At 40.6% G+C, this 26,485-nt stretch carries 22 protein-coding genes; 12 read left to right on the forward strand and 10 right to left on the reverse strand.

What is annotated here, in order from left to right; genetic code table 11:
* Window positions 1–142: 142 nt before the first annotated feature.
* Window positions 143–1,630 (reverse strand): glycosyltransferase family 4 protein, encoded by a 1,488-nt coding sequence (locus FHK89_RS10290; RefSeq protein ID WP_230659765.1) that lies wholly within the window; start codon window positions 1,628–1,630, stop codon window positions 143–145.
* Window positions 1,631–1,889: 259 nt separating this feature from the next.
* Between FHK89_RS10290 and tusD the strand changes: the two genes are divergently transcribed.
* The 6 genes from tusD (at window position 1,890) to FHK89_RS10320 (ending at window position 6,045) form a co-directional block, all read left to right on the forward strand.
* Complete coding sequence (gene tusD, locus FHK89_RS10295; RefSeq protein WP_230659768.1) at window positions 1,890–2,336, forward strand: sulfurtransferase complex subunit TusD; 447 nt, start codon at window positions 1,890–1,892, stop codon at window positions 2,334–2,336.
* Window positions 2,337–2,435: 99 nt separating this feature from the next.
* Window positions 2,436–2,759, forward strand: coding sequence for a hypothetical protein (locus tag FHK89_RS10300; RefSeq protein WP_230659771.1), 324 nt, complete (start codon window positions 2,436–2,438; stop codon window positions 2,757–2,759).
* A 96-nt stretch (window positions 2,760–2,855) separates the two neighbouring features.
* Entirely contained in the window at window positions 2,856–3,203 is a 348-nt protein-coding gene (locus FHK89_RS10305; protein WP_230659774.1) for a hypothetical protein, read from the forward strand.
* Window positions 3,200–3,592 (forward strand): TusE/DsrC/DsvC family sulfur relay protein, encoded by a 393-nt coding sequence (locus FHK89_RS10310; protein WP_230659777.1) that lies wholly within the window; start codon window positions 3,200–3,202, stop codon window positions 3,590–3,592. Before FHK89_RS10305 ends, FHK89_RS10310 begins: the two co-directional genes overlap by 4 nt.
* A gap of 45 nt (window positions 3,593–3,637) precedes the next feature.
* Window positions 3,638–4,549 carry a biotin--[acetyl-CoA-carboxylase] ligase gene (locus tag FHK89_RS10315; RefSeq protein ID WP_230659780.1) on the forward strand — a complete coding sequence of 304 codons (912 nt, stop codon included), beginning with the start codon at window positions 3,638–3,640 and terminating at the stop codon, window positions 4,547–4,549.
* Window positions 4,550–4,638: 89 nt separating this feature from the next.
* On the forward strand, window positions 4,639–6,045 hold the full coding sequence (locus tag FHK89_RS10320; RefSeq protein ID WP_230659783.1) for an FAD-binding oxidoreductase: 1,407 nt from the start codon (window positions 4,639–4,641) through the stop codon (window positions 6,043–6,045).
* Here FHK89_RS10320 and FHK89_RS10325 read toward each other — a convergent pair.
* The 6 genes from FHK89_RS10325 to FHK89_RS10350 form a co-directional block, all read right to left on the reverse strand.
* Window positions 6,020–6,412 carry an endonuclease domain-containing protein gene (locus FHK89_RS10325; RefSeq protein WP_230659786.1) on the reverse strand — a complete coding sequence of 131 codons (393 nt, stop codon included), beginning with the start codon at window positions 6,410–6,412 and terminating at the stop codon, window positions 6,020–6,022. The genes FHK89_RS10320 and FHK89_RS10325 overlap by 26 nt on opposite strands.
* Window positions 6,413–6,820: 408 nt before the next feature.
* Window positions 6,821–7,330, reverse strand: a complete 510-nt coding sequence (locus FHK89_RS10330; RefSeq protein ID WP_230659789.1) for an Lcl C-terminal domain-containing protein — start codon at window positions 7,328–7,330, stop codon at window positions 6,821–6,823.
* A 56-nt stretch (window positions 7,331–7,386) separates the two neighbouring features.
* Window positions 7,387–10,386 (reverse strand): Lcl C-terminal domain-containing protein, encoded by a 3,000-nt coding sequence (locus FHK89_RS10335; RefSeq protein ID WP_230659792.1) that lies wholly within the window; start codon window positions 10,384–10,386, stop codon window positions 7,387–7,389.
* Between the two features lie 89 nt (window positions 10,387–10,475).
* A complete protein-coding gene (locus tag FHK89_RS10340; protein ID WP_230659795.1) occupies window positions 10,476–11,381 on the reverse strand; it encodes a porin family protein in 906 nt (301 codons plus the stop codon).
* A gap of 265 nt (window positions 11,382–11,646) precedes the next feature.
* Window positions 11,647–12,942 carry a saccharopine dehydrogenase family protein gene (locus FHK89_RS10345; protein WP_230659798.1) on the reverse strand — a complete coding sequence of 432 codons (1,296 nt, stop codon included), beginning with the start codon at window positions 12,940–12,942 and terminating at the stop codon, window positions 11,647–11,649.
* Window positions 12,943–13,116: 174 nt separating this feature from the next.
* Window positions 13,117–14,307 (reverse strand): carboxynorspermidine decarboxylase, encoded by a 1,191-nt coding sequence (locus FHK89_RS10350; RefSeq protein ID WP_230659801.1) that lies wholly within the window; start codon window positions 14,305–14,307, stop codon window positions 13,117–13,119.
* Window positions 14,308–14,897: 590 nt separating this feature from the next.
* Between FHK89_RS10350 and FHK89_RS10355 the strand changes: the two genes are divergently transcribed.
* Together FHK89_RS10355 and FHK89_RS10360 are read left to right on the forward strand one after the other, a co-directional pair.
* On the forward strand, window positions 14,898–15,473 hold the full coding sequence (locus tag FHK89_RS10355; RefSeq protein ID WP_230659804.1) for a TerD family protein: 576 nt from the start codon (window positions 14,898–14,900) through the stop codon (window positions 15,471–15,473).
* Window positions 15,474–15,701: 228 nt separating this feature from the next.
* Window positions 15,702–16,778, forward strand: a complete 1,077-nt coding sequence (locus tag FHK89_RS10360; protein ID WP_230659806.1) for a DUF475 domain-containing protein — start codon at window positions 15,702–15,704, stop codon at window positions 16,776–16,778.
* Window positions 16,779–16,896: 118 nt separating this feature from the next.
* Here FHK89_RS10360 and FHK89_RS10365 read toward each other — a convergent pair whose 3' ends face one another.
* The 3 genes from FHK89_RS10365 to FHK89_RS10375 all read right to left on the reverse strand — a co-directional run bounded on the left by FHK89_RS10365 (window position 16,897) and on the right by FHK89_RS10375 (window position 22,125).
* Complete coding sequence (locus FHK89_RS10365) at window positions 16,897–18,066, reverse strand: HlyD family type I secretion periplasmic adaptor subunit (protein ID WP_230659809.1); 1,170 nt, start codon at window positions 18,064–18,066, stop codon at window positions 16,897–16,899.
* Between the two features lie 72 nt (window positions 18,067–18,138).
* On the reverse strand, window positions 18,139–20,307 hold the full coding sequence (locus tag FHK89_RS10370; RefSeq protein ID WP_442966586.1) for a type I secretion system permease/ATPase: 2,169 nt from the start codon (window positions 20,305–20,307) through the stop codon (window positions 18,139–18,141).
* A 201-nt stretch (window positions 20,308–20,508) separates the two neighbouring features.
* A complete protein-coding gene (locus FHK89_RS10375; RefSeq protein ID WP_230659814.1) occupies window positions 20,509–22,125 on the reverse strand; it encodes a TolC family protein in 1,617 nt (538 codons plus the stop codon).
* A 520-nt stretch (window positions 22,126–22,645) separates the two neighbouring features.
* Here FHK89_RS10375 and FHK89_RS10380 point away from each other — a divergent pair.
* From FHK89_RS10380 to FHK89_RS10395, 4 genes are all read left to right on the forward strand, one after another.
* A complete protein-coding gene (locus FHK89_RS10380) occupies window positions 22,646–23,500 on the forward strand; it encodes a hypothetical protein (RefSeq protein ID WP_230659817.1) in 855 nt (284 codons plus the stop codon).
* Window positions 23,501–23,746: 246 nt separating this feature from the next.
* On the forward strand, window positions 23,747–24,322 hold the full coding sequence (locus tag FHK89_RS10385; protein WP_230659820.1) for a TerD family protein: 576 nt from the start codon (window positions 23,747–23,749) through the stop codon (window positions 24,320–24,322).
* Window positions 24,323–24,410: 88 nt separating this feature from the next.
* Window positions 24,411–25,163 carry a TIGR00266 family protein gene (locus tag FHK89_RS10390; protein WP_230659824.1) on the forward strand — a complete coding sequence of 251 codons (753 nt, stop codon included), beginning with the start codon at window positions 24,411–24,413 and terminating at the stop codon, window positions 25,161–25,163.
* Between the two features lie 148 nt (window positions 25,164–25,311).
* Window positions 25,312–25,923 (forward strand): TerD family protein, encoded by a 612-nt coding sequence (locus FHK89_RS10395; protein WP_230659827.1) that lies wholly within the window; start codon window positions 25,312–25,314, stop codon window positions 25,921–25,923.
* Window positions 25,924–26,485: the final 562 nt, after the last annotated feature.

A 26,485-nucleotide genomic window follows, 5' to 3' on the forward strand; every position in this document is an offset into this window, starting at 1 on the left:
TAGGGACTTTTGCAAAAACAGGCATATTAAAACAAAACCCCAAAAATCAATACTAATAAGAATTTATTTTTTGTAAACTTTTTATTTCATAATATTGTAGCCATTTTTATCCTTATAATTTTTTTATAACTTTATCTTATCCTTACAATAACGACGCTTTATCGGTTAATGGCACATTTGTTGGCTGACACTGCGCTTTAGAGTGCTCAATCAATAGCATGTTACCTTGTTTTATTTTATTTGCTTGCATTGCCTGTAATATATCGGCTTCTGGTGTTTTTCTATTAGCCATCTTTGTATCAGGTATGGCTGCCACAAACATCTCTAGCATCTGTACTGCTGGACGCTGCCAAGAATGACTGGCAACCCTATGCCTCGCTTGTATGCCCATTTTTTGTAATTGACACGCTTTCGGCAGTCTAGCGACCATATCAATAAAACCTTGCGTATCACCCATATCCGCAAGCTGTCCACAATGCGCATCAACGAACATACCTGCTGCGGCATCATCAAACGCAAATATAGGTAAACCACTTGCCATCGCCTCAGTGACCACATTACCAAAAGTCTCAACCTGACTGGCAAACACAAACGCATCAGCACTGGCATAATGTGCTGCCAATGCTGTCCCCGTTTGCATGCCAGCAAATATAATATCGTCACTACACTGCTGTGCTAATGCCTGTAAACGCTGTCTGTCAGGGCCATCACCAACAATAACCAACTTCATCGCTCGATGTAGCTGGGTGCTTTGCAAGGCTTTAAATGCTTGAATCACCAAATCGACACCCTTTTCAGGTGATAAACGGCTAACCATCATCAACACCGTATGTTGCTGCTGCACTTGCCATGAATCACGCAACGCCTGACTACGCATTTGAGGGTGATAATGTTTGGTATCTACCCCTCGACCCACTTGTACCAGACGCTTAAAACCTAACTGCTGTAAATCATTTTGTGTCTTTTGGCTTGGTACACAAGTGGCTGCTGACCAGTTATGAAAGCGTTTAAAATATGCCATGATAGGGTGTGCCAATATCCCTAGACCAAAATGTCTGCTAAAATCATGAAACTGGGTGTGATAGCCTGTGGTAGCAGGGATTTTAAGACGTTTTGCTGCGCACAAAGCCGCCAATCCCAACGGCCCTTCGGTAGCGATATGTACGATATCAGGGCGAATACTAGCAAACTGTTTTTTTAACTGTTTATAAGCAGGCATACCAAACTGCAAATCGCTATAACGTGGAATGGGTATGCCTTTTACCAAAATATGATGGCTTACAATACTCGGTTGTAAACTCGCCACTTCCCTCTCTTTTTTTGCCTCTACTAATGACTTACTAGGAGACACCAAACTCACCTGATGCCCCATCTTCACCATTTCACTAACCAATTGATATAAACTCATGGCAACACCATTAACATCAGGTTGCCATGTTTCTGTCACCAGTACAATATGTAGCGGTTTTGCTTGCTGATGCTTATAAATATTAGCGGAATTATTGTTGTCGTTATTATTGCCATTATTATTGCTATTGCTATTGTTGTTATCGTTGCTGTCATTAAAAAAATTATTATTATCATGCTGCATAGCAGCCCGTGTAATAGAATTAAAAGTATCTACAGTCATATTGCAGTCCTAATTATCTTTATAAACTTTTTTATGACTATCACTGTAGCAACACCGATTGACACTTTTATGGCAGTTTTATCGCAGTTTGATGACATGGCAACCACATCACCACAAATCTGTTGATAACAAACTGGCTTTTATATGGATTATTATCCGCTTAAAATTGGCTTATGTTGCAATTTTTGTCATAATAAGTGTTTGTTATATCAATGATGTTCTATAGATAAACAGAAGAATAGACAAACAGAGTCAAACTATGTCCACTAAGCCCTGCTTATTGCTTCTTATCAGCAAATCCCCCACCCACCCGCTTGCCCAGCATGCGCTGCGTTATGCTCGTAGTTATTTGCAGCTACAAGCCAATGCTAACTCTCATAAAACAGAAGCAGTATCAACAATGCCCACAACAATGCCAAAACTGGCAATCTTTTTTTATGCTGATGCTGCTCATATCGCCAATCGCTTACATTGGCAATCAGCCGACCAGAGCAACTTAACCGAGCAATGGCAGCAGCTACAACAAAACTTTTCTATTGAGTTGCCCGTCTGTGTCAGTACTGCCTTAGCTCGTGGGGTAGCCGATACAGACAATGCACAGCGGCATGGGCTACAGGGTGATAATTTAGCTGAAGGGTTTAGCTTAGTTGGACTGGGAGATTTGGCAGATAAAATGCACCGAGCTGATAAAGTCATACAGTTTTAAAGACAGTCATCTTGAAAAACAACCATCTTGAAAGATTCAATAAAAAACTCAAAAACTCAAAAACTCAATGTTTAAAAATTAGCAAAAAAGAAGGCAACCATGACCGTCCTTGTTCGCTTAACCACCCCCACTGAACTTGCCTGCTATGAAGGCTGTGCTTTGGCGTTGACCTTAGCCACTTTTGGGCATCAGGTACAGCTATATTTAGACAGCGCGGTGTTTGGTGTGTTGCTTGCACCTGACAGCCGTTTGCATGGCATGATAAAATCACTGCATTTATATGACTTACCACCAGCATGGCTGCCCGATGATGTATTTAGCAGTTGGATTACAGGTATGCTACCGCAAGCACTGGCAAAGCAAGTAGACTTTATCCCCGAAGATTTTAATGCGCAACAATGCTCGCAAATACTGAATTTTTAATACTCCATTTTAATACTCAGCTTTTTGTATTAAACGTCTATTACTAAGTACTCTATCTGCCCCATCGTCGCCACAACCATTGAATTGAGCCTTAATATGACTACCTTGTTTCAGCTTTATAGCCCAATAGACAGCCTAAAAGCCAATATACGCCAGCTTGCCAGCCTTTGGCACACAGGTGATAAGCTATTATTACTGGCAGATAGTATTGCTTATATTGACTGGTTATATGCTTATGTTGATGAGCATAACTTTGATGCAGATAGTGATGAGAATTTATCCAAGCTTGATATGAATCAGTTGTATGTTTTGGCAGAGGATTTAAAGTTATTAGCAGAAACCAGCATCATTAATCTAAATTTGGCTGATAAAAAGGTACAAGTTTTAAGCCAAGAGGACTGGGTAAAACTGACCCTAGATGTAGATAAAGTGGTGACCTTATGAGCAATCATAGCAATGCATCTACTAATGCATCTATCAATACCGCTACTACCGCCACTAATGCAACCTTTGCACAGGTGGATTGTGCGCTCGATAGTGATGGACATCTGTGCAATCATAACGACTGGTCACCTGTGGTTGCACAACAATTAGCCGATACCTTAGAGGTGACATTAACTGACAAGCACCATCGTATCTTAGCACAAGTGCGCCAGTTTTTTACTGAGTTTAACCACCCACCTGCCACGCGTCCACTGATTAAATACTTGATGCAGACGTTGCCAGAAGATGACATTAGCAACCAAGAGCTGCAACGGCTATTTAATACCGGACTGGTCGCCCGTCATGTCAATCGCATTGCAGGATTGCCCAAACCGCCCAACTGCCTATAGTAGGTGGACTATATTCTTTTATCAGCCATAAGCCATTATCATAATATGCCCTCATTACTTACCCGCCTCAATCATCGTCACTTTGATAGCATTGATTCTACCAACACCACGTTAATTAACGATATCAAAACAACACAGCTTGAGTCAGATTTGCCTCATTTACTCACTGCCAGTACCCAAAGCGCAGGACGTGGTCAACACAGCCGTAGTTGGCAATCTCCTATGGGTAATGTCTATCTGTCGTTGTATTATCCCTATCAATTTGCCATCACAGGACTGCTGTCTCTTATCGTTGGTTATGAGCTGGTACAGATGCCAGTTATTACTGAGCTAAATCAACACCGCCACCGTCATAATCTACCGAATATTGGAGTAAAATGGGCAAACGATGTTGGTTTTTATGACCCAATGCCAAATGCTGAAGGCATTTTTTTATTTAATAAACTTGCAGGCATTTTAATCGAGCCTGTGTGGCAAGCAGGCAAACTACTTGGCGTGGTTATCGGTGTCGGACTCAATGTGCATACTGCACCGCTACTGTGCCAACATACCCAAGAAGGTATGAGCTATCAAGCCATTGGTCTGGCTGATTTATGGCAAGCTCAGCATCTGCAAGCATTACCTCAGCTAAGCGAGCTTTATACTCAAATCGCTCAAGCCCTTATCAATGCCATGCAACGCTTTAACCAGTTACAACAGCCACAACAACAGCCACAACAACAGCAAACACCTGATAGCGTAAGCCAATTTTTACAAGACTTTGCTATCAATGATGCGCTGGCAGGACGGCATATTCGTGTCAGCCAAGTCACAGACCAGCTTCAAGGCAAGCTACAAGGGATTGATAACAATGGCTGCTTACAACTACTAACAACAGACGGTCGTCTTGTACCGATATTTACTGGTAAAATTGATGTGGTTGCCAGTGCAAAATATTGTCATATTCAAGCGCACTAAAAAGTCACTTTTTAAGTTATAATCTATATAAAAATCAATAACTTTGCTTTAATTTGATGTCTATTAATATTAAAGGATAATTTACCATCATGACACCTAGCATACAAGCCAACCATGCCAACCAACCCAAACGCACCTCACAAGCTGCCATTGACGCACTACAACAACGCTTTGGCAAGCAACTGAGCACCAATATGACGGTACGAGAACAACATGGTCACACCATGACATGGCTAGCCAATCAGCCACCCGATGCCGTATTAACCGTCAAAAACAAGCAAGAAGTCAGCGAGGCGGTGAAAATCTGCCATCAATATGACATGCCAGTAATAGCCTTTGGCATTGGCTCATCATTAGAGGGGCATCTTAATGCGCCGCATGGTGGCTTATGTATCGACATGCACCAGATGGACGAGATTTTGCAGGTGAATAATGAAGACTTAACCGTGACCGTTCAGCCTGGTGTCACTCGGGAACAACTTAATCATTATCTACGTGATACAGGACTATTTTTCCCCATTGACCCCGGTGCAAACGCCAGTATTGGTGGTATGGTCGCCACTCGTGCCTCTGGTACGAATGCAGTGCGATACGGCACCATGAAAGATGTGGTGCTGTCGCTAGAAGTGGTGATGGCAGATGGTGAGATTATCCGTACGGGCAGCCGAGCGAAAAAATCTGCCGCAGGCTATGATTTAACTCGCTTGTTTATCGGCTCAGAAGGTACATTAGGTATCGTCACTGAAATCACCTTAAAACTGTTTGGTATCCCCGAAACCACAGGTAGCGGTATTTGTCACTTCCCCAGTATTGAAGACGCTTGTGGGGCGGTGATGACCACCATTCAAATGTGTCTGCCGATTGCGCGTATCGAGCTATTAGACAGCTTACAAATCAAAGCCTGTAACCAATATGCCAATTTAGAACTGCAAGAAACGCCAACTTTGTTTGTGGAGTTTCATGGCACCAAAAATGGCGTCAATGAGCAAGCCGAACTGTTTGCCGATATTATCGCAGAGTTTGGTGGGTCAGATTTTCATTGGGATACCAATGAAGCAGAGCGCAAACGCTTATGGACAGCTCGCCACAATGCCTATCACGCTGCCTGTGCGTTAAAGCCCAATAGTAGCGCCCTATCAACCGATGCATGTGTGCCGATTTCACGCCTTGCCGAATGTGTCAGTGCCACCGCAAAAGACATTGCCAAAACAGGCATGATGGGTCCTATCGTTGGGCATGTGGGCGATGGTAACTTCCATGTGCTACTACTGGTTGATAAAAATAATCCTGATGAGGTACAAAAAGCTGAAGGGATTATCGGACGGCTAGCCGAGCGAGCCATTGCGATGGACGGTACTTGCACAGGTGAGCATGGTATCGGGCAAGGCAAGCAAAAATACATGCCCAAAGAGCATGGCAATGCCCTAGCTGTGATGCAGGCAATCAAATCTGCCCTTGACCCGAAAAATATCATGAATCCGAGTAAGATTTGGTAAGACAGGTGGAGGAATCTAATCTTTCTACAATATCCGCAATAACTGCATCTATTTGTTTCAATACACTATGATTGCCATATCGTATCACAGTAATACCTAAACTGTTTAAATATTCGGTGCGTAGGTTGTCATAGGCTAGTTGGTCTGGTTGTAGATGGTGGCTACCGTCAAGTTCGATGGCAAGCTTTTGAGCAGAACAATAAAAATCGACAATATAATCACCAATGCCGTGCTGTCTGCGAAACTTAACGCCAAGTTGCTTGCCTTTAAGTCTGTACCATAATACCTGCTCGGCATTGGTCGCATTATTACGCAATTCTTGACGATAAGTTTTGTATTTGATTTGGTTGAATATTTTCTGAGTCATATGACCCCTCCACCAATATTTTTTCTAATTTACTAAGTTAAACCCCTCCCTAGCCCTCCCCTTAATCAAGGGGAGGGAACATTCTTTTTGAATGATGATTATATTCCAAAATTTAATTTTCGTTTTAAATCCTAAAAGATATGTCCCCCCTCCTTTTTAAGGAGGGGGCTAGGGGGTGGTTCTCAAAACTTATATCTGTTCCTTTGCCCTCATTTACTCCCTCCCCCACTCCGAGCATAGCTCTACATCTTGCACTGGACGATTATTTGCCCTCCCCCAACCCGGGGGCTATATCTCGCACAACTTTTGCAAGTATTCTAGCTTTGCCCTTATAAACAAAACCTGAAAAGTGCAGTTCCTCCCCCTTAGGAGGAGGTTAGGTGGGGGAAAATCTTAAACCCAAAAAGCCTATTTTGACCGCACGGCACGCACATAATGAACATCGTTTTTACTAAAACTAAGAGTATAACCATAATTAAAGTTCATACTCCACACACTGTCACTATTCATACTAGGCGAGGACGACCAATAATCACTAGATTGAGTATTAGGGAATATCCCACCAGTAATAGCAGGATTATAACATTGCCTTTCCACAATACTACTAAGCTCCCTAATATTAGGCAAACGATAGCCTTTACCTAATACTTTGGTTTGTTTTAATGCTTGTTCCCATGTATAAGCTTTTGCCTTTCCTATACAATTTTTACCATCCCAAGCTTGTCCTAATGAACAACGTTGCCAAATTAAACCAGTTTGGGTATCTTTGATTTCACTACTGTTACTCAATATCTCAAAACGACTAGTTGGAGTATCTGCTTTGATGCTATCCACTTTACAAACCTGGTCAGCATTTGCTATAAGAGGGTATAAAGCTACTACTATCAATGCCATTTTAATTGTGATATATTTTTTCATCATAAATACCTTATTTTATATAATTAGTAACTTACAGGCTAAAATACTATCAGATATTACTTGTTTGATCGTACCGCCCGTATATAAGAATTATTGGTTTTAGGTCCAGTATAACTATAACCACTACCAAAACTGATACCCCACACATCACTATCATTGAGCGCTGCAGGTGAAGATGACCAATAGAGACTAAATTCTGTAGATGGTGTATGACTAAAAATTGGGTTAATTGTAGGCTTATTACGCCCATAATCAATAATACTTTGCAACTCTTCAAGAGTAGGCATTCTCCAATCATTATAACCACAGTAATTAGCATTATTTAATGCTTGGATATAAGCATATGTATTGCATTTAGCAAGTGTATTATTACAGGCTTGTCCATATGGTAGATTTTGGCTACTAGAAACTTCGTGCTTATCTTGATAGCCTACAGCACCACCATTAGTTTTAGGGTCAGGATTGTACCAAGTATATTGATGGTTTCTATCTCGCAAACCACCATCGTTAGTTTTTTGCTCCCATATAAAACCTGTAACATTATCTCGTACACATTCTGATCTATTACGATTTAAAGTGGTATAGCTCATTTTTTTACCTGCCTGCACTTCACCATCTTGTCTTAGACCATACCAGTTTTTACCTAAGGCTTGTAGGCTACATTCCAGCATGTTTTTATCAGCATTACCACACCATGTAATACCTGTGGCGGTGAGTTTGGACTGACCAGATGGTATCGGTGTGGGGTTAGGACTGGGGTTTGGATTAGGTAGAGTGTTATCCGTTACATCAACACCTGTAGTGAATAGCTCTGTTTTCCCATCGGGAGTTTTGATGGTCAATAGTTGACTAAAGGCTATGGTTGGAGCTGTGCATTGATAGATGTGTTTGGTAGCTGTGGTGGAGATACGACGCTGTTGTTGACAGCCATCAATGATAAATGCTTGCCCTTTATCTGTCGTTAAGTGCGTACCCATAATGATAATTTGATATTTACTACCTATTGTAGGCTGTGTGGGATTAATATTTACGGTGGTGATACCATAGTTCGGTAGAGAAATTATTTTTTCTACGCTACCTTTAGCATTTAAATAATCTACTGCTGAGAGTATAAGCTTGTTTGTGTTTTTAGGTAACCATATATATTTATTACCAAACTCGTTATTTTGTAATAGCTCTAATACACCAGAGGCGTTAGGCTTGACTGCCAGATGGTGAGTTTGACCATTGGCAACATAGCTAAGTTGCCATGATTTAACAGAACCTTTACTGGCATTGGCGACTTTAATATTTGCCAATACTTTATCCATGATTTTGTTTTGCGGGTCATTGGCATAGGTTATTTCTTGAAAAGATGGCATAGGTTTGATGGGGGTGAGACATTGGTCATCAATTGCATAGGTTGCCCATAGACCATCAGCTTCTTGGTTATCTAATGGGTTGATAGGTTTTTGATATTTATATTTGACACCTGCTCCCCCTTCCACTTTAAACCAGCCTTTGCCTGCTTTAAAGTTACCTGTGATATCAAGGTCAAAATAACGTTTGATACCCATGCCAATACCTGTATCTTTGATACAGACTTGTCCAGCTAAATGTGGTGCTAGTGTGCTTAGGTGTACTTCACCATCTACTTTGCCATTAACAATAAATTGTGGTGATACACCCATATTCATTAGTCGTACCCCTGCTAAAAACAGGTCACCTTCTACCGCAACGCCACCAATATTTTCAATTTGTGCAGAACTCTCAACTGTAAATCGTGCATCCAGTCCTTTTTGTCCTGTATTTTTATTGGTAAAGTCAGTAATAGTTTGCCATTCTTGGTTGGCTTGACGTTGAAGTCCAATATCAATATAAGTTGGCTCAAGGCTAATTTTTGTGGTGACTTTACCATCTATACTAAAGTCAGAAATGACATATACCCACATTACGCTACCAATAGTCATTGAGGCAAGTTTTACGGTGTCTTTATTGGCGATTCCAATGTGTCCGGGAACAGATGTACCAACCACTACACCAAAAACAGGGAACTTACCTTTTTTATCCTCTGCGGATAATCCAGACAGTTTTGCATATAGCAAATCCTCTGGAGAGCCAAAGCTTTTATGTTCAAACTGTCTATATAAGTCTTTATGTGCTTGTGATGCGAAGTCAGAGGCAGCGACACCATTTGAGATTAAGTCAACTTTTAAGTCTGCTGATAGCATGGCTCGATTAAGTTTCATATAGTTTAAGTCAGTAGATTTAAAGACAAAGTCTTTAAGATTAGGGTCTTTTTCCATATCAAGATTGGATTGGATACTGGGTGCTTTATAGTCTATATCGCCAGAAAACTTCACCCCTGTAATACAAAAGTTATCAACCCATTCTTTATTAGCAGAATAAAGATCAATACGTTTTTGACATTCTATGGTTGCTTTATCAAACTGTTCGTCCGTCATACCTGCAGTGCGTTTGGCGGTGATGGGGTTGTAGCTTATATTCATTTTCCAACCACCTTCATTACTGCCAACGGCTTTAACAGTGGGTAATAAGGCAATTTGCATATTATTTGTGTTAATGGTTCTGGTGTTATTTGGGTCAATCATTTGACCGTTGGGCAGGATGATACCTTGTACGGTTGGAGTAAGATTTGCGGTATCAACTGACAATTGTAGTTTATCAAATGCTTCATTGGGGGTAGCGGGTCTGGTTGTGATTACAATATCACCATTTGCTTGTTGTTGCTTTTTTTCAATAACGATAATTTGTTCTAGATGCTGATTATCTTGTTGGGATAAGAGTACAACATCACCTTGTTGGGTTTTTGCGATGGTATTATTAGCAGCTATGGTGAGGTTGATTTTACCATTATCTTGATAATCAACTTGTTTAATATTTTTAACATCAGTTTTTTCTATTACCTTAATACCATCAGCCATATCTATTTTAGCTTCTTGGGCTACTGGTGGTTCAATACTATCCTTACTTCCACCTTCTCCACCACCACAAGCGCTCAACATCATAGCGGTACTCACCGCAAGGGTAATCGGTTTTAATTTTTGCCAGCTCATAATACACATCCTTTTTATTAATGAATAATTTTATTGACCTTTAAATAACTATTTCATAAATATGCTATAGATAAATTTTGGGTAGAGTTCTAAAACCGATAACCCACACCCATTTGCCATAGTGTCTGTTTACTGTTGCTCTCAGGGTACACATAGCCATTTTGCACCTCACTTTCTTCATACTGCCAGCCTTGACGAGTCACACCCGCATTGATACTTATACGCTCATTTAGCTGATAATCTGCTTGTACGCCCAGTCGCCAAATATCCGCATCTCCAATATCTTGCGATAACCCAAACTTATCGACATCAATATGACTATCCAGTATGCGTCCATATTCTGCGCTTGCCGTCAGTAATACAGGCGATGGCGTATCACTCCCACCCTTATTAGAATTAGTAGAATAAGTAGCAAAGTGAGGACGCACATGCACACTTGCCCCTGCCAGCAATGCTGTATGCGCAAACTTTTCTTGGTACTCATCCAATTCACGTTGCCAACGATAGTGGCTAAGTGTCACATTAGGGGTAATGGCAAACAGCGGTGCATCATCGTACATCTTGCCTGAACGCATACCAAAACGAACATCGCCTTGCCAGATTTGGTTATCAGTTTGGCTTTGATAAGGAGTAAATTGACTGCCAGATTGTAGATAGCCATCGTAGTCACTATTGCCCAAGGCATGGGTTAAAGCAACACTGAGCTGTGGTGTCCAGTGATTCTCATAACTATGGAAATGGATAGGAGTAAAGTCTTTATTTATTTTAAGTTGGGTGGCTAATAGATTGCCTGTCTCAGTATTGAGCTTGCCTGTTGGGGTCTGCCCTGCACTATCTAGCTCATAATAATCTTGCTGAAGCTGCCCGATGCTAAGCTGGGCTTGCCACTGCCCTGCCTGTGTCTGTATTTGGGCAAAGGCAGGATTGCTCCCCACAAAGCATAAGGCAGCTACTTTTATCCCTATTATTGATAATTTTTTTAATATATTATTCATCAATGTTCCAGATTTGTTATCTTTATTTTTAAAACATTAAATTATGTATCTTTTATAGCATAAAAATAAATACAAGATAACCCTATCAACAGCATAATTTTTAAAATATCTGATAATCCTATGAAATATAAAGAAAAATTTTTATGGCATAAATCGCAGCCAAAAAAAACCTCCCTAACCATCAAGGTTAGAGAGGTTTTGGTATAACCCCTCCCCTTATTTTAAGGGGCTTGGGAGGGGTCATACGAGATATTTTGATATAAGCTTAAATATCAAACGCTAAAGCACGGTCACCATCGCTGTCTTTGATACGTGTTGGTAAGCCAATTTTGTTCAATAAATTAATAAATGGCTTGGGGTCAAGCTCTTCGACGTTTGCCATGTGCCCAACGTCCCACTCACCTGTGGCAATCAGCATCGCAGCCGCTACAGGCGGCACGCCAGCCGTGTAGGATATGCCTTGACTACCCACTTCTTCATACGCATCTTTATGGTCAGAGATATTATAGATAAATACTTCACTGTCTTTGCCATCTATTTTGCCTTGCACTTTATCACCAATACAAGTTTTGCCTGTGTAGTTCGGGGCAAGTGAGCTTGGGTCAGGCAGCACCGCTTTGACGACTTTTAATGGCACAACCTCTTGCCCTTCAGCAGTAGTCACAGGCTGCTCTGAGAGTAGCCCAAGATTTTGCAACACACTAAACACATTCATATAATGCTCACCAAATCCCATCCAAAAGCGGATATTGGGTACATCTAGATTAGCAGAGAGTGAATGTACTTCATCATGCCCACTTAGGTAGCTGTGCTGGCTACCAACAACAGGCAAATCATCGGTACGTTTTACTTCAAACATTTTGTTTGCTTGCCACTGGCTGTCTTGCCATGAATACACTTGCCCAGTAAATTCACGGAAGTTGATTTCAGGGTCAAAGTTGGTGGCAAAGTATTTGCCGTGATTACCTGCATTAATATCAATGATATCAATGTCAGTGACGCTGTCTTTGTCCATCATATCATAGCCAATTTTGGCATAGGCATTGACCACACCGGGGTCAAATCCTACCCCTAAAATGGCAGTGACGTTATTATCAGCACAGCGTTGTTTACGCTTCCATTCGTAGTTTGCATACCAAGGTGGATTTTCGCAAATTTTAAGCGGATTTTCATGAATGGCAGTATCAATATACGCCACACCAGTTTCAATACACGCTTCTAAAACAGTCATATTGATAAAAGCAGTACCAACATTAATGACGATTTGTACCCCTGTGTCACGGATAAGCTTGGCAACGGCATCGCTATCCATGGCATCGACAGCATAAGTATGTAAGATACCTGCCTGTTTAAAACTGCCCTTTTCAACCACACTGGCAGCAATGGCATCACATTTTTCTTTGGTACGTGACGCAATATGAATCTCACCGAGTATGTCATTGTTCATGGCACATTTATGCGCCACCACTTGTGCCACACCGCCTGCACCAATAATGAGTACGTCTCGTTTTGTGCCTGTGCTAGTCACGGCTGTTGTTGTATCTGCTGAATCTGTATTCAAAATACCAATCCTCCTTTGCGTGCCAAATTTACAAGAAATTAACAAGCGATCATGCCTGTGGCACTGGTGAATGATGTGCGTGAATAAAAAAGGAAGACCAAAGGAAAACCCACGCACCCCTATAGTCTGTATATCTAACTTTATAATGAGGTTTATAGATGACGATTACAAGGCTTAAGAAAGACTTGCTTTAAAGTCTGCATAATCAAAGCTTTTTTGTACTCTACGATGCCCCTGCTTATCACAAATAACAATTGCTGGCATGGCAACACCATTAAACCAGTTTTTCTTCACCATGGTATAACCTGCGGCATTACCAAATGCTACTGTATCACCGATTTGTAGCTGAGTGGTGAGTTGATATTCGCCAAAAATATCCCCTGCAAGGCAAGATTTACCATAAATAATGGTACTGTCATCACTTTGCTGCTGGGTCAACGCACAAGCATTGCCATTGATGCTAACCACAGGTGCTGTCTCACGATAAATCAGCAAATCAAGCATGTGCGCTTCAATGGACGCATCGACAACCGCCAGTGGCTTACCATTATGCAGCGTATCCAATACGGTGGTTACCAATTTGGCTGCATCATGAATACACGCCTCCCCCGGCTCAAGATAAACCTGTACGCCATAAGTTTCACTAAACTGCTTGAGACGATTGGCGAGTTTTTGTAGTGGATAGTCAGCGGCAATAAAATGAATACCACCACCCAAACTCACCCACTCAAGCTGAATGAAAATATCGCCAAATTTGGCTTCAATGTCATCAAGACTGGCACTAAACGCCTCAAAGCTATCATTTTCACAGTTATTATGAATCATCACCCCACTGATGTCAGCGACTACTTGCTCAATTTTAGCTAAATCATGCTCACCTAGACGGCTAAAAGGACGCGCAGGGTCAGCAATGATAAATGAAGAGTTACTGGTTTGCGGATTGAGGCGCAATCCCACTGGCACACCTGCTTGTTTTGCTTTGTCTTTAAAGGCGGCTAACTGATTAAATGAATTAAAAATAATCTTATCAGCATAATGCAATACTGCGTCAATTTCATTGGCACTATAAGCGACGCTATAAGCATGCGTCTCTTTATCACCTTGCTTATCAAAGGTTTCTTTACCCAAACGCACCTCATTGAGTGATGAGGAAGTTGTACCATGTAAATATGGACGCATGGCATCAAACACGCCCCATGTGGCAAAACATTTTAACGCAAGCAAAGCCTTTGCCCCTGACAGCTCACACAATTGCTGTACAACCTGCAAATTACGCTCTAAATCTGCTAAGTCAATCTCATAATAAGGGGTGGTGATGCAGCTATGATTGGCAGGAGTAGATTGGCTGTGGCTCATTTGGCTCATAGTATAGTGGCTCTTATAAAATATTAATTACAAACCTCACCCTCAACTTCGACCCGCTCCTAGCCTATCCCTTAAAAAAGAGGGAGGAACTGGCTTTTAAGTCCTCCCCTTACTTCAAGAGGAGGGTATGGGAGGGGTCATATATCAATTTAGTAAAATAAGTTGAGAGTGAGGTAATTACAAACGCTCGCATATAAGCTAGGTGTTGTTTACACTCAGCATCAGTGAACTATTATATAAAAATCCATCACCTTTTGACAGTTTACACACGCCTGATTACAAAACCGACAAATTATAAAGAGAATATTCACAGATGCAACCTTGAATTTATGCTGAGCATTTTGTATCTTGTAAATACAATATTGTGAAGGTTAAATTTAATAGTATAATTCAAAAAAATTAGCTGGTGTTTCAAAAAGTAGGCTGTGGCTATTTTAATAAATTACCATAGTTTCAGCCCTCCCCCTAATCCCCTCCCAATAGGAGGGGGTAGCATACTTTTTAGAACACCACCTTTATTATTTATTATTTAATTAAATATTTAGAACCAACCCTTTAAAACCAAACATATCAATAAAAGGACATTAAACATGGCATTATCTCTTAGTAAAGGTGGCAATTTATCTTTAAGCAAAACTGACCCTAGCCTAAACAAGCTACTCATTGGGCTTGGTTGGGACGAGCGCGCCACCTCAGGTGCTGAATTTGACTTAGATGCCAGCGTATTTTTACTTAGCAGTGCGGGTAAAGTACGTGGCGACCATGACTTTATTTTTTATAATCAACTAAAATCTGATAATGGTGCGATTGAGCATACTGGTGACAACCGTACTGGTGAAGGCGATGGTGATGATGAAGTGGTCAAAGTCAATCTATCCCAAGTCCCTGCCGATGTAGACAAAATTGTGGTCACCGTCACCATTCACGACGCACAGGTACGCAATCAAAACTTCGGTCAAGTTGCCAATGCGTTTATTCGTGTGGTCAATGAAGAGACAGGCACGGAGGTAGTACGTTTTGATTTGGCAGAAGACTACTCTATCGAGACAGCGATGGTATTTGGTGAAGTCTACCGCCATAATGGTGAATGGAAATTCCGTGCGGTGGGACAAGGCTACTCAGGTGGACTACAAGCCATGTGTCATCAATATGGTGTCAATATTTAAAACATTTAAGTGGTTTTAAGTATTTGAATTGCTAAAAATCGGTATTCATAAGCTATTTGGTTAACATATATGCTTACGATAAAAGTGAGACTATTCACTGAAACGGTATACACCCTGCAAAAAAGTGGTTATGATTAACCACTTTTTTGTGCGTTTTGGCACAATATAATTTGTGCATAATTGGCGTACTTAGTTGTATCTAACTAGCAACACTCGACAGGATATGTCATGAGACATTTTTATTTTGATATTGTTTTTACCATCATTGCTTTGGCAATTGCCGCTTGGTGGGGATTCTCGCATGGGGGCATGAGTGGACTTATCTCTGCCCTATCCATCACCGCCATTTTGGCAGTGATGGAAATTTCACTATCTTTTGATAATGCCGTGGTCAATGCCTCAGTACTCAAGCACTGGGACAAATTTTGGAAGATGATATTTTTGACCGTCGGTATCTTAATTGCCGTGTTTGGTATGCGCTTGCTTTTCCCGATTGTCATTGTTGCAGTTACCGCAAACATGGGCATGATGGATGTGGTAAATCTGGCATTATATAACCCAGATGAGTATTCACTCAAACTATTGGCACACCATGCCGAGATTTCTGCCTTTGGTGGTATGTTCTTGTTATTGGTATTCTTAAACTTTTTATTTGGTGATAACGAAGTACACTGGTTTGAATGGCTCGAAAGCCGTTTAGCAAAGTTTGGTCAAGTTGACGCCATGAGTGTATTTGTTGCCTTGGTCGTATTGGTGATTTCACTATCTTGGGTAGATGACAGCCAAGATGCGGCGGTATTGATGGCAGGTGTTTGGGGGATTTTGGTCTACTTAGGCGTACAAGTAGTTTCGGGTATGTTAGAGGGTGACATTGAAGAGGCAGAAGAAGACCTTGAAGAAGGTAAGCCTTTGACCAATGATGTGGCAGATGTGGGCAGTGCAGTGATGAAAGGCGGTATTGTTGGCTTTTTATACCTTGAAGTCTTAGATGCATCGTTCAGTTTTGATGGGGTCATTGGTGCATTTGCCATCACTAACGATGTGATTGTAATTATGCTTGGACTTGCCATTGGTGCGATGTTTGTACGTTCTATGACCATATTTTTGGTGGATAAGGGCACACTCGATGAATTTGTCTATCTAGAGCATGGTGCTCACTATGCCATCGGAGCATTGGCATTTATCATGCTGCTATCAATGAAGTTTCATATCCCTGAGTTGGTGACAGGTTTGATTGGTATTGCCTTTATTGTTTGGGCAGTGTTAGCGTCTATTAAACAGCGTAAGCTTGAAGAAGCTGGCTAAGTTCGCTTGATTATTGATTATTTAGTCAAATAACATATAAAAAAAGGATGAGCAATAAGACTCATCCTTTTTTATTGCTTAGCTTGCTTGTTCTTTTACTTGACTGGACTTGTATCAATTAACGCTCACCCAAGCCTTCTGATAGGGTTTTGGTAATTGGCTTAGTTAAGTAAGACAATACAGTACGTTCCATGGCTTTGATATCAACCGATGCGGTCATACCCGGCTTGATAACAATTTCATTTGCTCGGCTTTGAAACTCTGCTCCTGTAATGATAATCTGCACCCGATAATATGGCTGCTCACCCTTGGGTGTTTTTTCTATTAAGGTATCAGGGCTGATATAGCTTACTGTACCTGTCATTGCACCAAAAATAGAGTAATCATAGGCATCAAGTTTTACTGTCGCATCCTGTCCTTCTTTGACATAAGCAATGTCAGCAGGACTGATTTTTGCTTCAACAATTAACTCACTGCTGGTAGGCAAAATCTCCATAATCACCTCACCAGGCTTCACCACGCCGCCTATCGTTGTGACATTAATATTATTTACTTTACCATCTGTAGGTGACATTAAGCGTTTTTCTTCTAGCACTTGTGAGCGATCACGTAGCTGCTCAAGCTCCACATCCAAGTCCTCTTGTGCCTTGGTCATCTCAGCTTGTGCTTCTTCAAAATATTTATTACGTTTATTATTAATTTGTGCTTCGATTTCTGCCACTTGTCGGCGCAGCTTGATGACATCAGCCTGACTGACATCACCATACTCTAACAACGGCTCATTCATACTCAGCTCTTTTTTTGCCAATACCAGCATTTTTTCTAATGAAGTCACATCTTCATTAATTGCTTGACGGCGACGATTGTATAAAGCAGTTTGGTTTTGCACATATTCAGAATACTTTTGCACATCATCTGGAAATTCCAAAGGTGTTTCAAATACCTCTGCGTTAAGGCGAGCCAACTGGGCTTTGAGCGCAGCAATTTTTGAGGCAGAGTTGTCTACCGCAGCTTTTGCCCGCTCTTCTTCTAGTACTACCAACAGCTCCCCTGTCTTCACCTCTTCACCTTCACTGACAGCAATTTCAGTTAATACACCACCATCAGATGCCTGAATCTGCTGAGTTCTGGCACTGGCTATCACCGTTGCTTTTGCACGAGTAACTTGATCAATTTTGGCAACCGATGCCCAAGCAAGTAATATGATAATACCGATTAAAGCGACCCAGACACTCAATCTAGCACGACCAATTTTTGGCTTTGTGGGGGTGTATTGGTAATCCGACATATCTATTTATTATCCTATTACTTAGTAGCTAGTATGAATGTCTAATCTCAGTTTTTAACTCAAAAAAACAAACTACTCACTTTGCGCAACTTTTACAGTCACATTGGAGTTAGCAGCAACCTGTTGTTTATGACGCTCGTTTTTTATCAGTTCATTTAACACAGCTTGTTTTGGCCCATCCATCACAATGCGCTGATTGTCCATAATGATAATGCGATCAACCAAATCTAACAGGGCTGTCTTATGAGTTGCCACAATAAATGTCTGCCCTTGCTGTAGTTCATTGCGCAACACTTGCAAACACCGCTGCTCTTGACGGTTGTCCATAGATGCTGTGGGCTCATCAAGCAAAAACACACTGGGTTTGGTGAGTAGCAGTCGGGTAAATGCGACCAATTGCTTTTGCCCTCCTGACAGACCTCGTCCACCTTCACTAATTGGTAAATCCAAGCCACTAGAGTGATTAGATACCAGATTAATCAGTCCTGTTTTTTGTAATACTTCGTGTAAAACGTCATCACTTGGGGCTGCCATACCAATCAATAAATTCTCACGCAATGTGCCTTGAAACAGACGATGGTCTTGCTGTAAATAGCCCACACACTCACTCAAAGACTCACGGCTAATTTGCTGTATATCTAATCCATCTAGCAAAATATGTCCTTGCGTTGGCGCATATAATCCTGCCAGTAACTTTAATAAGGTTGATTTTCCTGATCCAATCGGACCTAGTAAAGCAATGCGCTCGCCCGGTCTGATATGCAAACTTTGCACACTCACCGCCGATCTGTCATTACCCATATAATTAAACTTTAAACCATCACATTGATAAGCCCCTCGAATAACTGTTGGTGATAAAGGATAGCTGACCCCATGATTGTCTTGCTCTAAAGTAAATAAAGACTCAATATTTCGCTTTGCTGCCTTAGCATGGGCATACTGCACCAATAAATTGGGAATTGCCATCACAGGCGCAAGCACACGCCCGCCTAAAATAGAACAAGCAATCAATCCACCCATGGTCATATCACCACGCATCACCACAAATGAGCCAACAATGACAATACCCACATAGCTGATTTGCTGTAACATCTGGGTAAAATAGCTCAAATTATCGTTGGCATGCTTCATGTCTAAGTCATTTTTAACTGTCACATTCATCACATCCAGCCAACGTGATAAAAACTTCCAACTACCCGCCCCTGCCTTGATGGTCTCTACCCCTTCTACGGTCTCTACCAAAAGCCCCGTTTTATAATACGAAGCAGATGCCCCTTCTGCTGCAATGGCATCAATACGTTTGCGGGCATACAATCCCATAGAGACAGCAATAATCGCAGCAATCACTGGCACAACAGCAACCAAAGGTGAGCCAATAAACGCAATCAGTGCCACAAAGATAAACGTCATGGGCAAATCAACCAACCCAAACAACGTACTGGCAGTAAAAAAGCTACGTACCTGCTCATAACCCCTAAGCTGTGCTGCCATCGAACCTACTGAGCCAGGCATTTGATCAATACGTACCTTGAGCAAACGTTGAAATACTTCTCGAGACAGATGTTGATCCAACCCCACCACCACTTTATCCATGATGCGTGAGCGTGAAAACTTCATAAAGGCTTCAAAAAGAATGATCAGCCCTACCCCACTTGCCAAAATAATCAATGTATATTGGCTACGGGTCGGTATGACACGATCATAAACTTGCATTGAAAATAGGGATACTGCCAATGCCAACAAATTGATCAAAAATGAAGCAATCACCGCTTCAATTACTACCCCTTTATAGTTTGCCAAATTATTTTTTAACAAATCAGCAAATGACGCTTTACGCTTTTTGATGTGATCATCTTTTAAGCGCAACCGTAAGATTAAGCTAAGATCATTAAAATGAACCGTAGTACTGGTATGTGCTTGCGTAAAACGCCATTTATTTTGTGCCGTTAAAGCATCAATCACACCCCATCCTTTTGTCGTATGATAGGCAAGCAGCGGTAAAAAAGCAGCATCTGGTTGCTCTAATATCTCAGGTAAATCGTCAATACCAAGACCTTGCAACACTGCCACAATACCCGCTAATGTATGAATATCTTGCTGTGGATTATTTTGTGACTGCTGTGTATGTCGTGCGACCACATCAGCTAGGCGTACATTATCAATCGGATAACCTTGCTGATTGAGCAAATGGCGTAACGCGTCGACCAAAGTTTGTTGTGAAGATACAGGGACATCAGGCATAGTCTGCTTATTTATACTACTATCTAGCGCACCTTCATCATTTGTATCTACAGGTAAATTTGTCGGTTTTAAATGTTCATTCATACCAGTCATTTAATATCCATCAATTACATATAAAGTTTTATTGTTTGTCATATTTTTATTGTTTACTATTTTAAGTATCTACAATGCAATGCTGCTAATGTGGCGGCGGTTAGCAGATTAATGGATACTTTCATCCTTATCCTGTGAAGTTGTTGGCAGATAAACAGGCGCATCTATTGGGGTCACAGATATTTCAACAGAGTCACTTATCACACCACGATGATCAACACTATCATTAATATTGATGTGAGTATTGGTATTGGCATCAGGTGACGGAAAAGCTTGATTTGGCAGTAGTTTTGGCTCAACCAGTGGCTGTGCCATTTGCTGTGAATAGTCCTCTTGTGTGACCGAAGATGCTCCAGATGACGGTAAGTTTTTCTCCGATAACCATTCATTTACTGAGTCTGTTACACTAAATAAAGGCACTGGCTGACGATTATGTGCAAACTGCTGCCACGGCATCATGCCAAAATCTACTTGTAGTTTGTAGTATGCAGCTAAAATATCTGCCCTTGTCTGTACCAGTTGAATTTGATAATCACTGTATTCACGTACTGCATTTAATACCTCAAGCCATGTTTTACGTCCAGCAATAAACTGGCGGCGATAAGAATTTACTACAATTTGTGCACCTGCTGAAGCAGCAACCAATGACAACTCCCTATCTTTGGCACTGGCAAACTGCTGATATTGAACTTGTATGTCTTCCATCACTGTCCGCCGTGCTGCTTCGTGACTTTGTCTTATGCTCTCAACATGTGCTTGTGATGCTCTTGCCAATGCTAGGTTTGATAATCCAGCACCAGGATCATAATTTAATCCCAATGACAGCTCTCCATCACCCTCGTGTTCATGATGATCATAAGTATATTCATACTGCATATACACGGTCGGATAACGCTTGGCTCGCTGTGCCTTGACTTCCTGTTTTGCAGACTCTACTTGATAATACTCTTTGACCACAGTCGGGTTATAAAAGCTGGCTTGATTAAATGCCATTTGCTTAAAATTGGCAGATTGTTGCTTGACTTGGGCAGTCAATAGCTCAAGTTTGGGCACACTAATGGCACTGTCTTGCGATATGTTTTGTCCTGTAATTTGTTCTAATCGAGCAGCGGCAATATTTTGTTGCTCTAATGCAGCCTGATAAGCATTTTGTTCTTGTAAGATACGATTGGTAACCAAATCCAGTTCAATACGTGCTGATACTCCTTGCGTCACTCGTCGCTGCATCATGGCTTCAAAGTCATGTAACTGCTTTAAATTCTCAAAATATACCCGCTGCTTTTCGACCGCGGTAATATAGCTTTGCCATGCTTCAATGGTGGTTTTGGCAACTTGGTTTTGCTGCTCATAAATATGCTCAATTGCCGCTTTGTCATCAAAGATGGCTTGATTCACATTGGCAGTTAACTGTCCACCTGTCCATAAAGATTGACGAATACGCACCTGTGACACCAAGTTTTTCTTCTGATTATAGCCAGAAGAAAAACTTGGTGCGGGTAATAGTCCAAGTTTGGCAGCAGTGATGCCTTCTGTGGTCGCTTGTTGCTCCGCTTTCGCTGAACCTACCAAAGGATGCGTTTGAATTGCCTGCGTAATAAGGCTGTTAATTTGAATATCCGTAGCGGCTGCATGTGCATGGACATATAACGTTAGATATACAAATATAACGCCACAACTTCGAGGCAAAAATTGCAGTGCCTTGGTTTGAAATAGCAACAGATTCATAGTTGGCTTATGGTCATTAAAGAAAAATAAATAAATTAGGATGCTATATTATAAATATTAAGGACTGTTAAATATGGATACTTCAAACTCTTTATTGACAAGGGGTATTGTTGTATTTATTGGTTTTATTAAAATTTCCTCTTAGCCCTTATATCATAAGACTTGTAGTATCTAATGCTCAGCACACCCTATTATTTTATGCAGATAAATTTAAGAAATATTAACATACAACCCAATTATAGTCACAGCAAATACATAAAAAATGCACGCTACACAATAGTGTCTTTATCTTTATTGAAAAAAAATACTACAACATTTTTGACATCCTTAGGACTTACGCAAAAATGCGATATTCATCTTATAAGGTGACTGGGAATTATATTGCGCCTCTAAAGCTACGTACAGACCGCCCCACTTTTTCTATAAAGATAAAAGCTCAATAAACCTTAGAGAAATTCTCTTGCGAGGCTATCTATTTCTTTGTATTCTTATCCTAACTGCTCTTAGGATTGATAACATTATGTTGAAAAATATTCAGGACAAACAGCTAACGGCTATTTTCCTTGCCTTAGCATTGCATGTATTTATATTTACCATACTTTATTATCAATTCACTCATAAAAATAACGCTCAGCATAATATTAGCAATACTGATACACACAGCCAATCAAGCAACAATAAATCCTTGACAGCCCCTCATGTTGATCAAACTACCACCGCAATAGGAACAGACGCCTTATCCTCAGCCAATAGCACCTCTAAAATGACAACGTCCGTTAGTCACATAAAAGAGGACAAAACCCCACCAACCCCACCTGAGAGTATGGAGGCAGCGGTTTCATCTGCCACACAGACAGTACCAGCACCAACAGCACCAACAGCGCCACCTGCCACCCCACCCACATCTGCTACTGCTACTACTTCAAACACAACAAATACCACTACTGCACCGATTGTGGCACAAACAACGCAAACCAATCACCCACAATCAATCACTGATGCACCGCTCCCATCTTCACCTGCTTATGCAAATGCCCCTGCCACAAATATGCAAAATACAAATCATGACGTTAATGCTAATAACTCCATCCAAGAACAGGCTTTGATGAGTATGGACATACCCGCCTCGCAAAGACCCGCCCATTTGGACTCATCTGCTACCATCACATCACTTGCACCAATAAAAGCTGAAGCTGAAGCATTAAATGATCAACTCAGTCATGCCATCAGTGCAGTGGCAAAACGCAATCAACAAAAAATTGAAACTACGCACCAACATCTGACGACTTCTTCTATAGAGGTAAATAAAACCCAACCGATAGACACAGTGGTACAAGTAAACAAGCAAGTAGGCAGTGAACACATGGAACAATAATCCTCATTAACCAGCATGTTAGTAATTTTTGGTAAAATTTAAGCAATACTTGAAAACGCCTCATCAACAATTCCCCCCTTGCGTAATGCGAAGACGATTAGTATAGTAAAACATGATTTTAGTCTCACATATTGTATGTGGGAAATGTAATAAACCTAAGCTGTAATAAACCTAAGCAACTTTTACTTTTTTCACTTTCATTAACCAACTAACACTTACTATCAAAACTAAATAAGGAAAATGATTATGGCTATTAGCTTAACCAAAGGCGGTAATGTCAATCTATCTAAAGAAGCACCTGGTTTATCCAATATTACTGTTGGACTTGGTTGGGACCCTCGTGCCACAGATGGTCAAGAGTTTGATTTAGATGCCATTGCATTTTTGCTCAATGAAGCAGGTAAGGTACGTAATGATCAAGATTTCATCTTTTTTAACAACCTAAAGTCTGGTGATGGTTCGGTTGAACATACTGGTGATAACCGTACAGGGGAAGGGGAAGGTGATGATGAACAAATCAAAATTAACCTCAGTAATGTTCCTGCCGATGTCAGCAAAGTTGCTGTCTGTGCCATCATTTATGAAGGTCAATCTCGTAATCAAAACTTTGGACAAGTAGGCGATGCATTTATTCGTGTAGTCAATGATAATGGCAACAGTGAAATCGCTCGTTATGATTTGTCTGAAGATAGCAGCACCGAGACCGCGATGATATTTGGTGAATTATATCGCCATAATGGTGATTGGAAATTCCGTGCTGTTGGTCAAGGTTTTAATGGTGGATTAGGTCCATTAGCAGCCTCTTATGGCGTTAGTGTGTAAACGATTTTTACTAGAGCCAAAGTAAGTTTATTGAACATTTACTTCAAACATCCAAATATAAGTCAATGATGAGCAAAGGACATCTACCATGGCAGCAACCTTCAGTTTAATTGGCACTATCGAACCATTTTTACATTGCAATCTTAAACAAGGTGATTCGATTTTTTGTGAAGCCAATGCCATGGTGATGATGGAGTCTAACCTTGAGCTAAAAGGTAAGCTACAAAGTGGGCTGATGCAATCACTGATGCGCCGCTTTGCTAATGATGAATCCCTATTTCAGCAGCAAATCGAAGCGGTACATGGTGAAGGTGACTGCCTGCTTGCTCCAACCCTAGATGGTGACATGCAAATCATTGATGTTGGTGCAAACCAATATACCCTAAGCGATGGTGCATTTGTTGCTGCCTCAAAAGGTGTCGATATTCGAGCCAATATACAGCGCAATCTTGGTGGAGCGGTATTTGGTGACACAGGTGGATTTATTATTATGCAAACCCACGGTACTGGTCAAGTGGTGGTATCAGGGTTTGGCTCATTATTTGAAATTGAAGTCACACCAGGCAAAGATGTGATTATTGATAATGGTCATGTGGTGTGTTGGGATTCCCGTTTGGATTATAAACTGTCAGTCTCCACCAGTAAGAAAAAAGGCTTTATGGGTAATATCATCAACTCTGTTACTAGTGGCGAAGGTATGGTGCTAAACTTCTCTGGTACTGGTAAAGTGGTTATTTGCTCTCGCAACCGTGATAGCTATCAGGGCTGGATACAAAGTATCTTAGGAAGTAACTCAGGTGGTCGTGGTGGTAATGGTGGCTTTTTAGATCAAATCATGTAATTATAAATCAGATGGTTTACAGATTATTTCACTATTTACTTTCATTTTGCTTTTATAATGCTACTTTATCTCTCATATATCAAAACCAAATAAGTACAGATATCAGCTTATCACACATAAATAATTTATATAAATAAGGACAAATATCATGGCAGTTAGTCTACAAAAAGGACAAAAGATATCACTTTCTAAAGAAGCGGGTGGTACGCTCACACAAATAAAAATGGGATTAGGTTGGGATGTGGCTCAATCAAGCTCAGGTAAAAAAGGCGGCTTTTTAGGTGGTCTTTTTAGTGGGGGTGCAGGTGGTGGTGACAGCATTGATTTAGACGCCTCTTGTATTATGTTTGATAGTAATAAACAGCCTGTTGATGCCATTTGGTTTGGACAACTTAACTCAAAAGATGGCAGTATTACCCATACAGGCGATAACCGAACGGGTGCAGGTGATGGTGATGATGAGGTAATTAATGTTGACCTATCACGTGTTCCTGCTAATGTGCAATCATTGGTGTTTACTGTCAACAGCTTTACTGGACAAACTTTTGAGACAGTTGAAAATGCGTTTTGTCGCATCGTTAATGCCAGTAATAACCAAGAGGTGGCTCGCTATAACTTATCCTCACAAGGCAGTCATACAGCAATGATTATGGCAAAAGTCTATCGTCATAATGGTGAATGGAAAATGCACGCCATTGGTGAGATTGCCTCAGGACGCACCTTCCAAGACTTGATGCCTGCAATCATGCCACATGCTTAATCTGCAAATATATATTGTTTTGGTTGACTGGTTGACAGTTTAATCAACTTACTGACTTGATAATCAATATCAATATATAGAACAACACCTAAAAAAACGCTGCGATGAAAAGCAGCGTTTTTTTATGACTATGATAAATTAAATATACCAATATGACAAAAATCCCAAATCCAACTTTTCTACTTACTACCCCGCTTCCAACTAAAGCCCCAACCAAAGGCTTTATCCATGTCTTGATGCCCATTAAAAATCAAAAAAAACTTCCCTATTCTAATCTTTCTACCAAAATTATATTTTTTCTAATTTACATTCCTATTTTATAATCTTTACAGTATTTACATCAGATACCCTAACACTTATCCATCATATTTTAGAAATATAAATACGACAGTATATTACAAACATCATTTATTCTGATATAATCAAATATAAATAGTCAAGGAATGATAATAGAAAATTCATACTTAAACTTAGCCAGCCAACTCAAAAATCAATTAAACTAACAAAATAATATAAAATAGATTTAGTTATAACTCACAGTATATTTAATTTACAAAATGCC

Origin of the sequence: Psychrobacter sp. I-STPA10, assembly GCF_021012795.1 — a bacterium.
In the GTDB taxonomy this organism is placed as follows: Bacteria; Pseudomonadota; Gammaproteobacteria; order Pseudomonadales; family Moraxellaceae; genus Psychrobacter.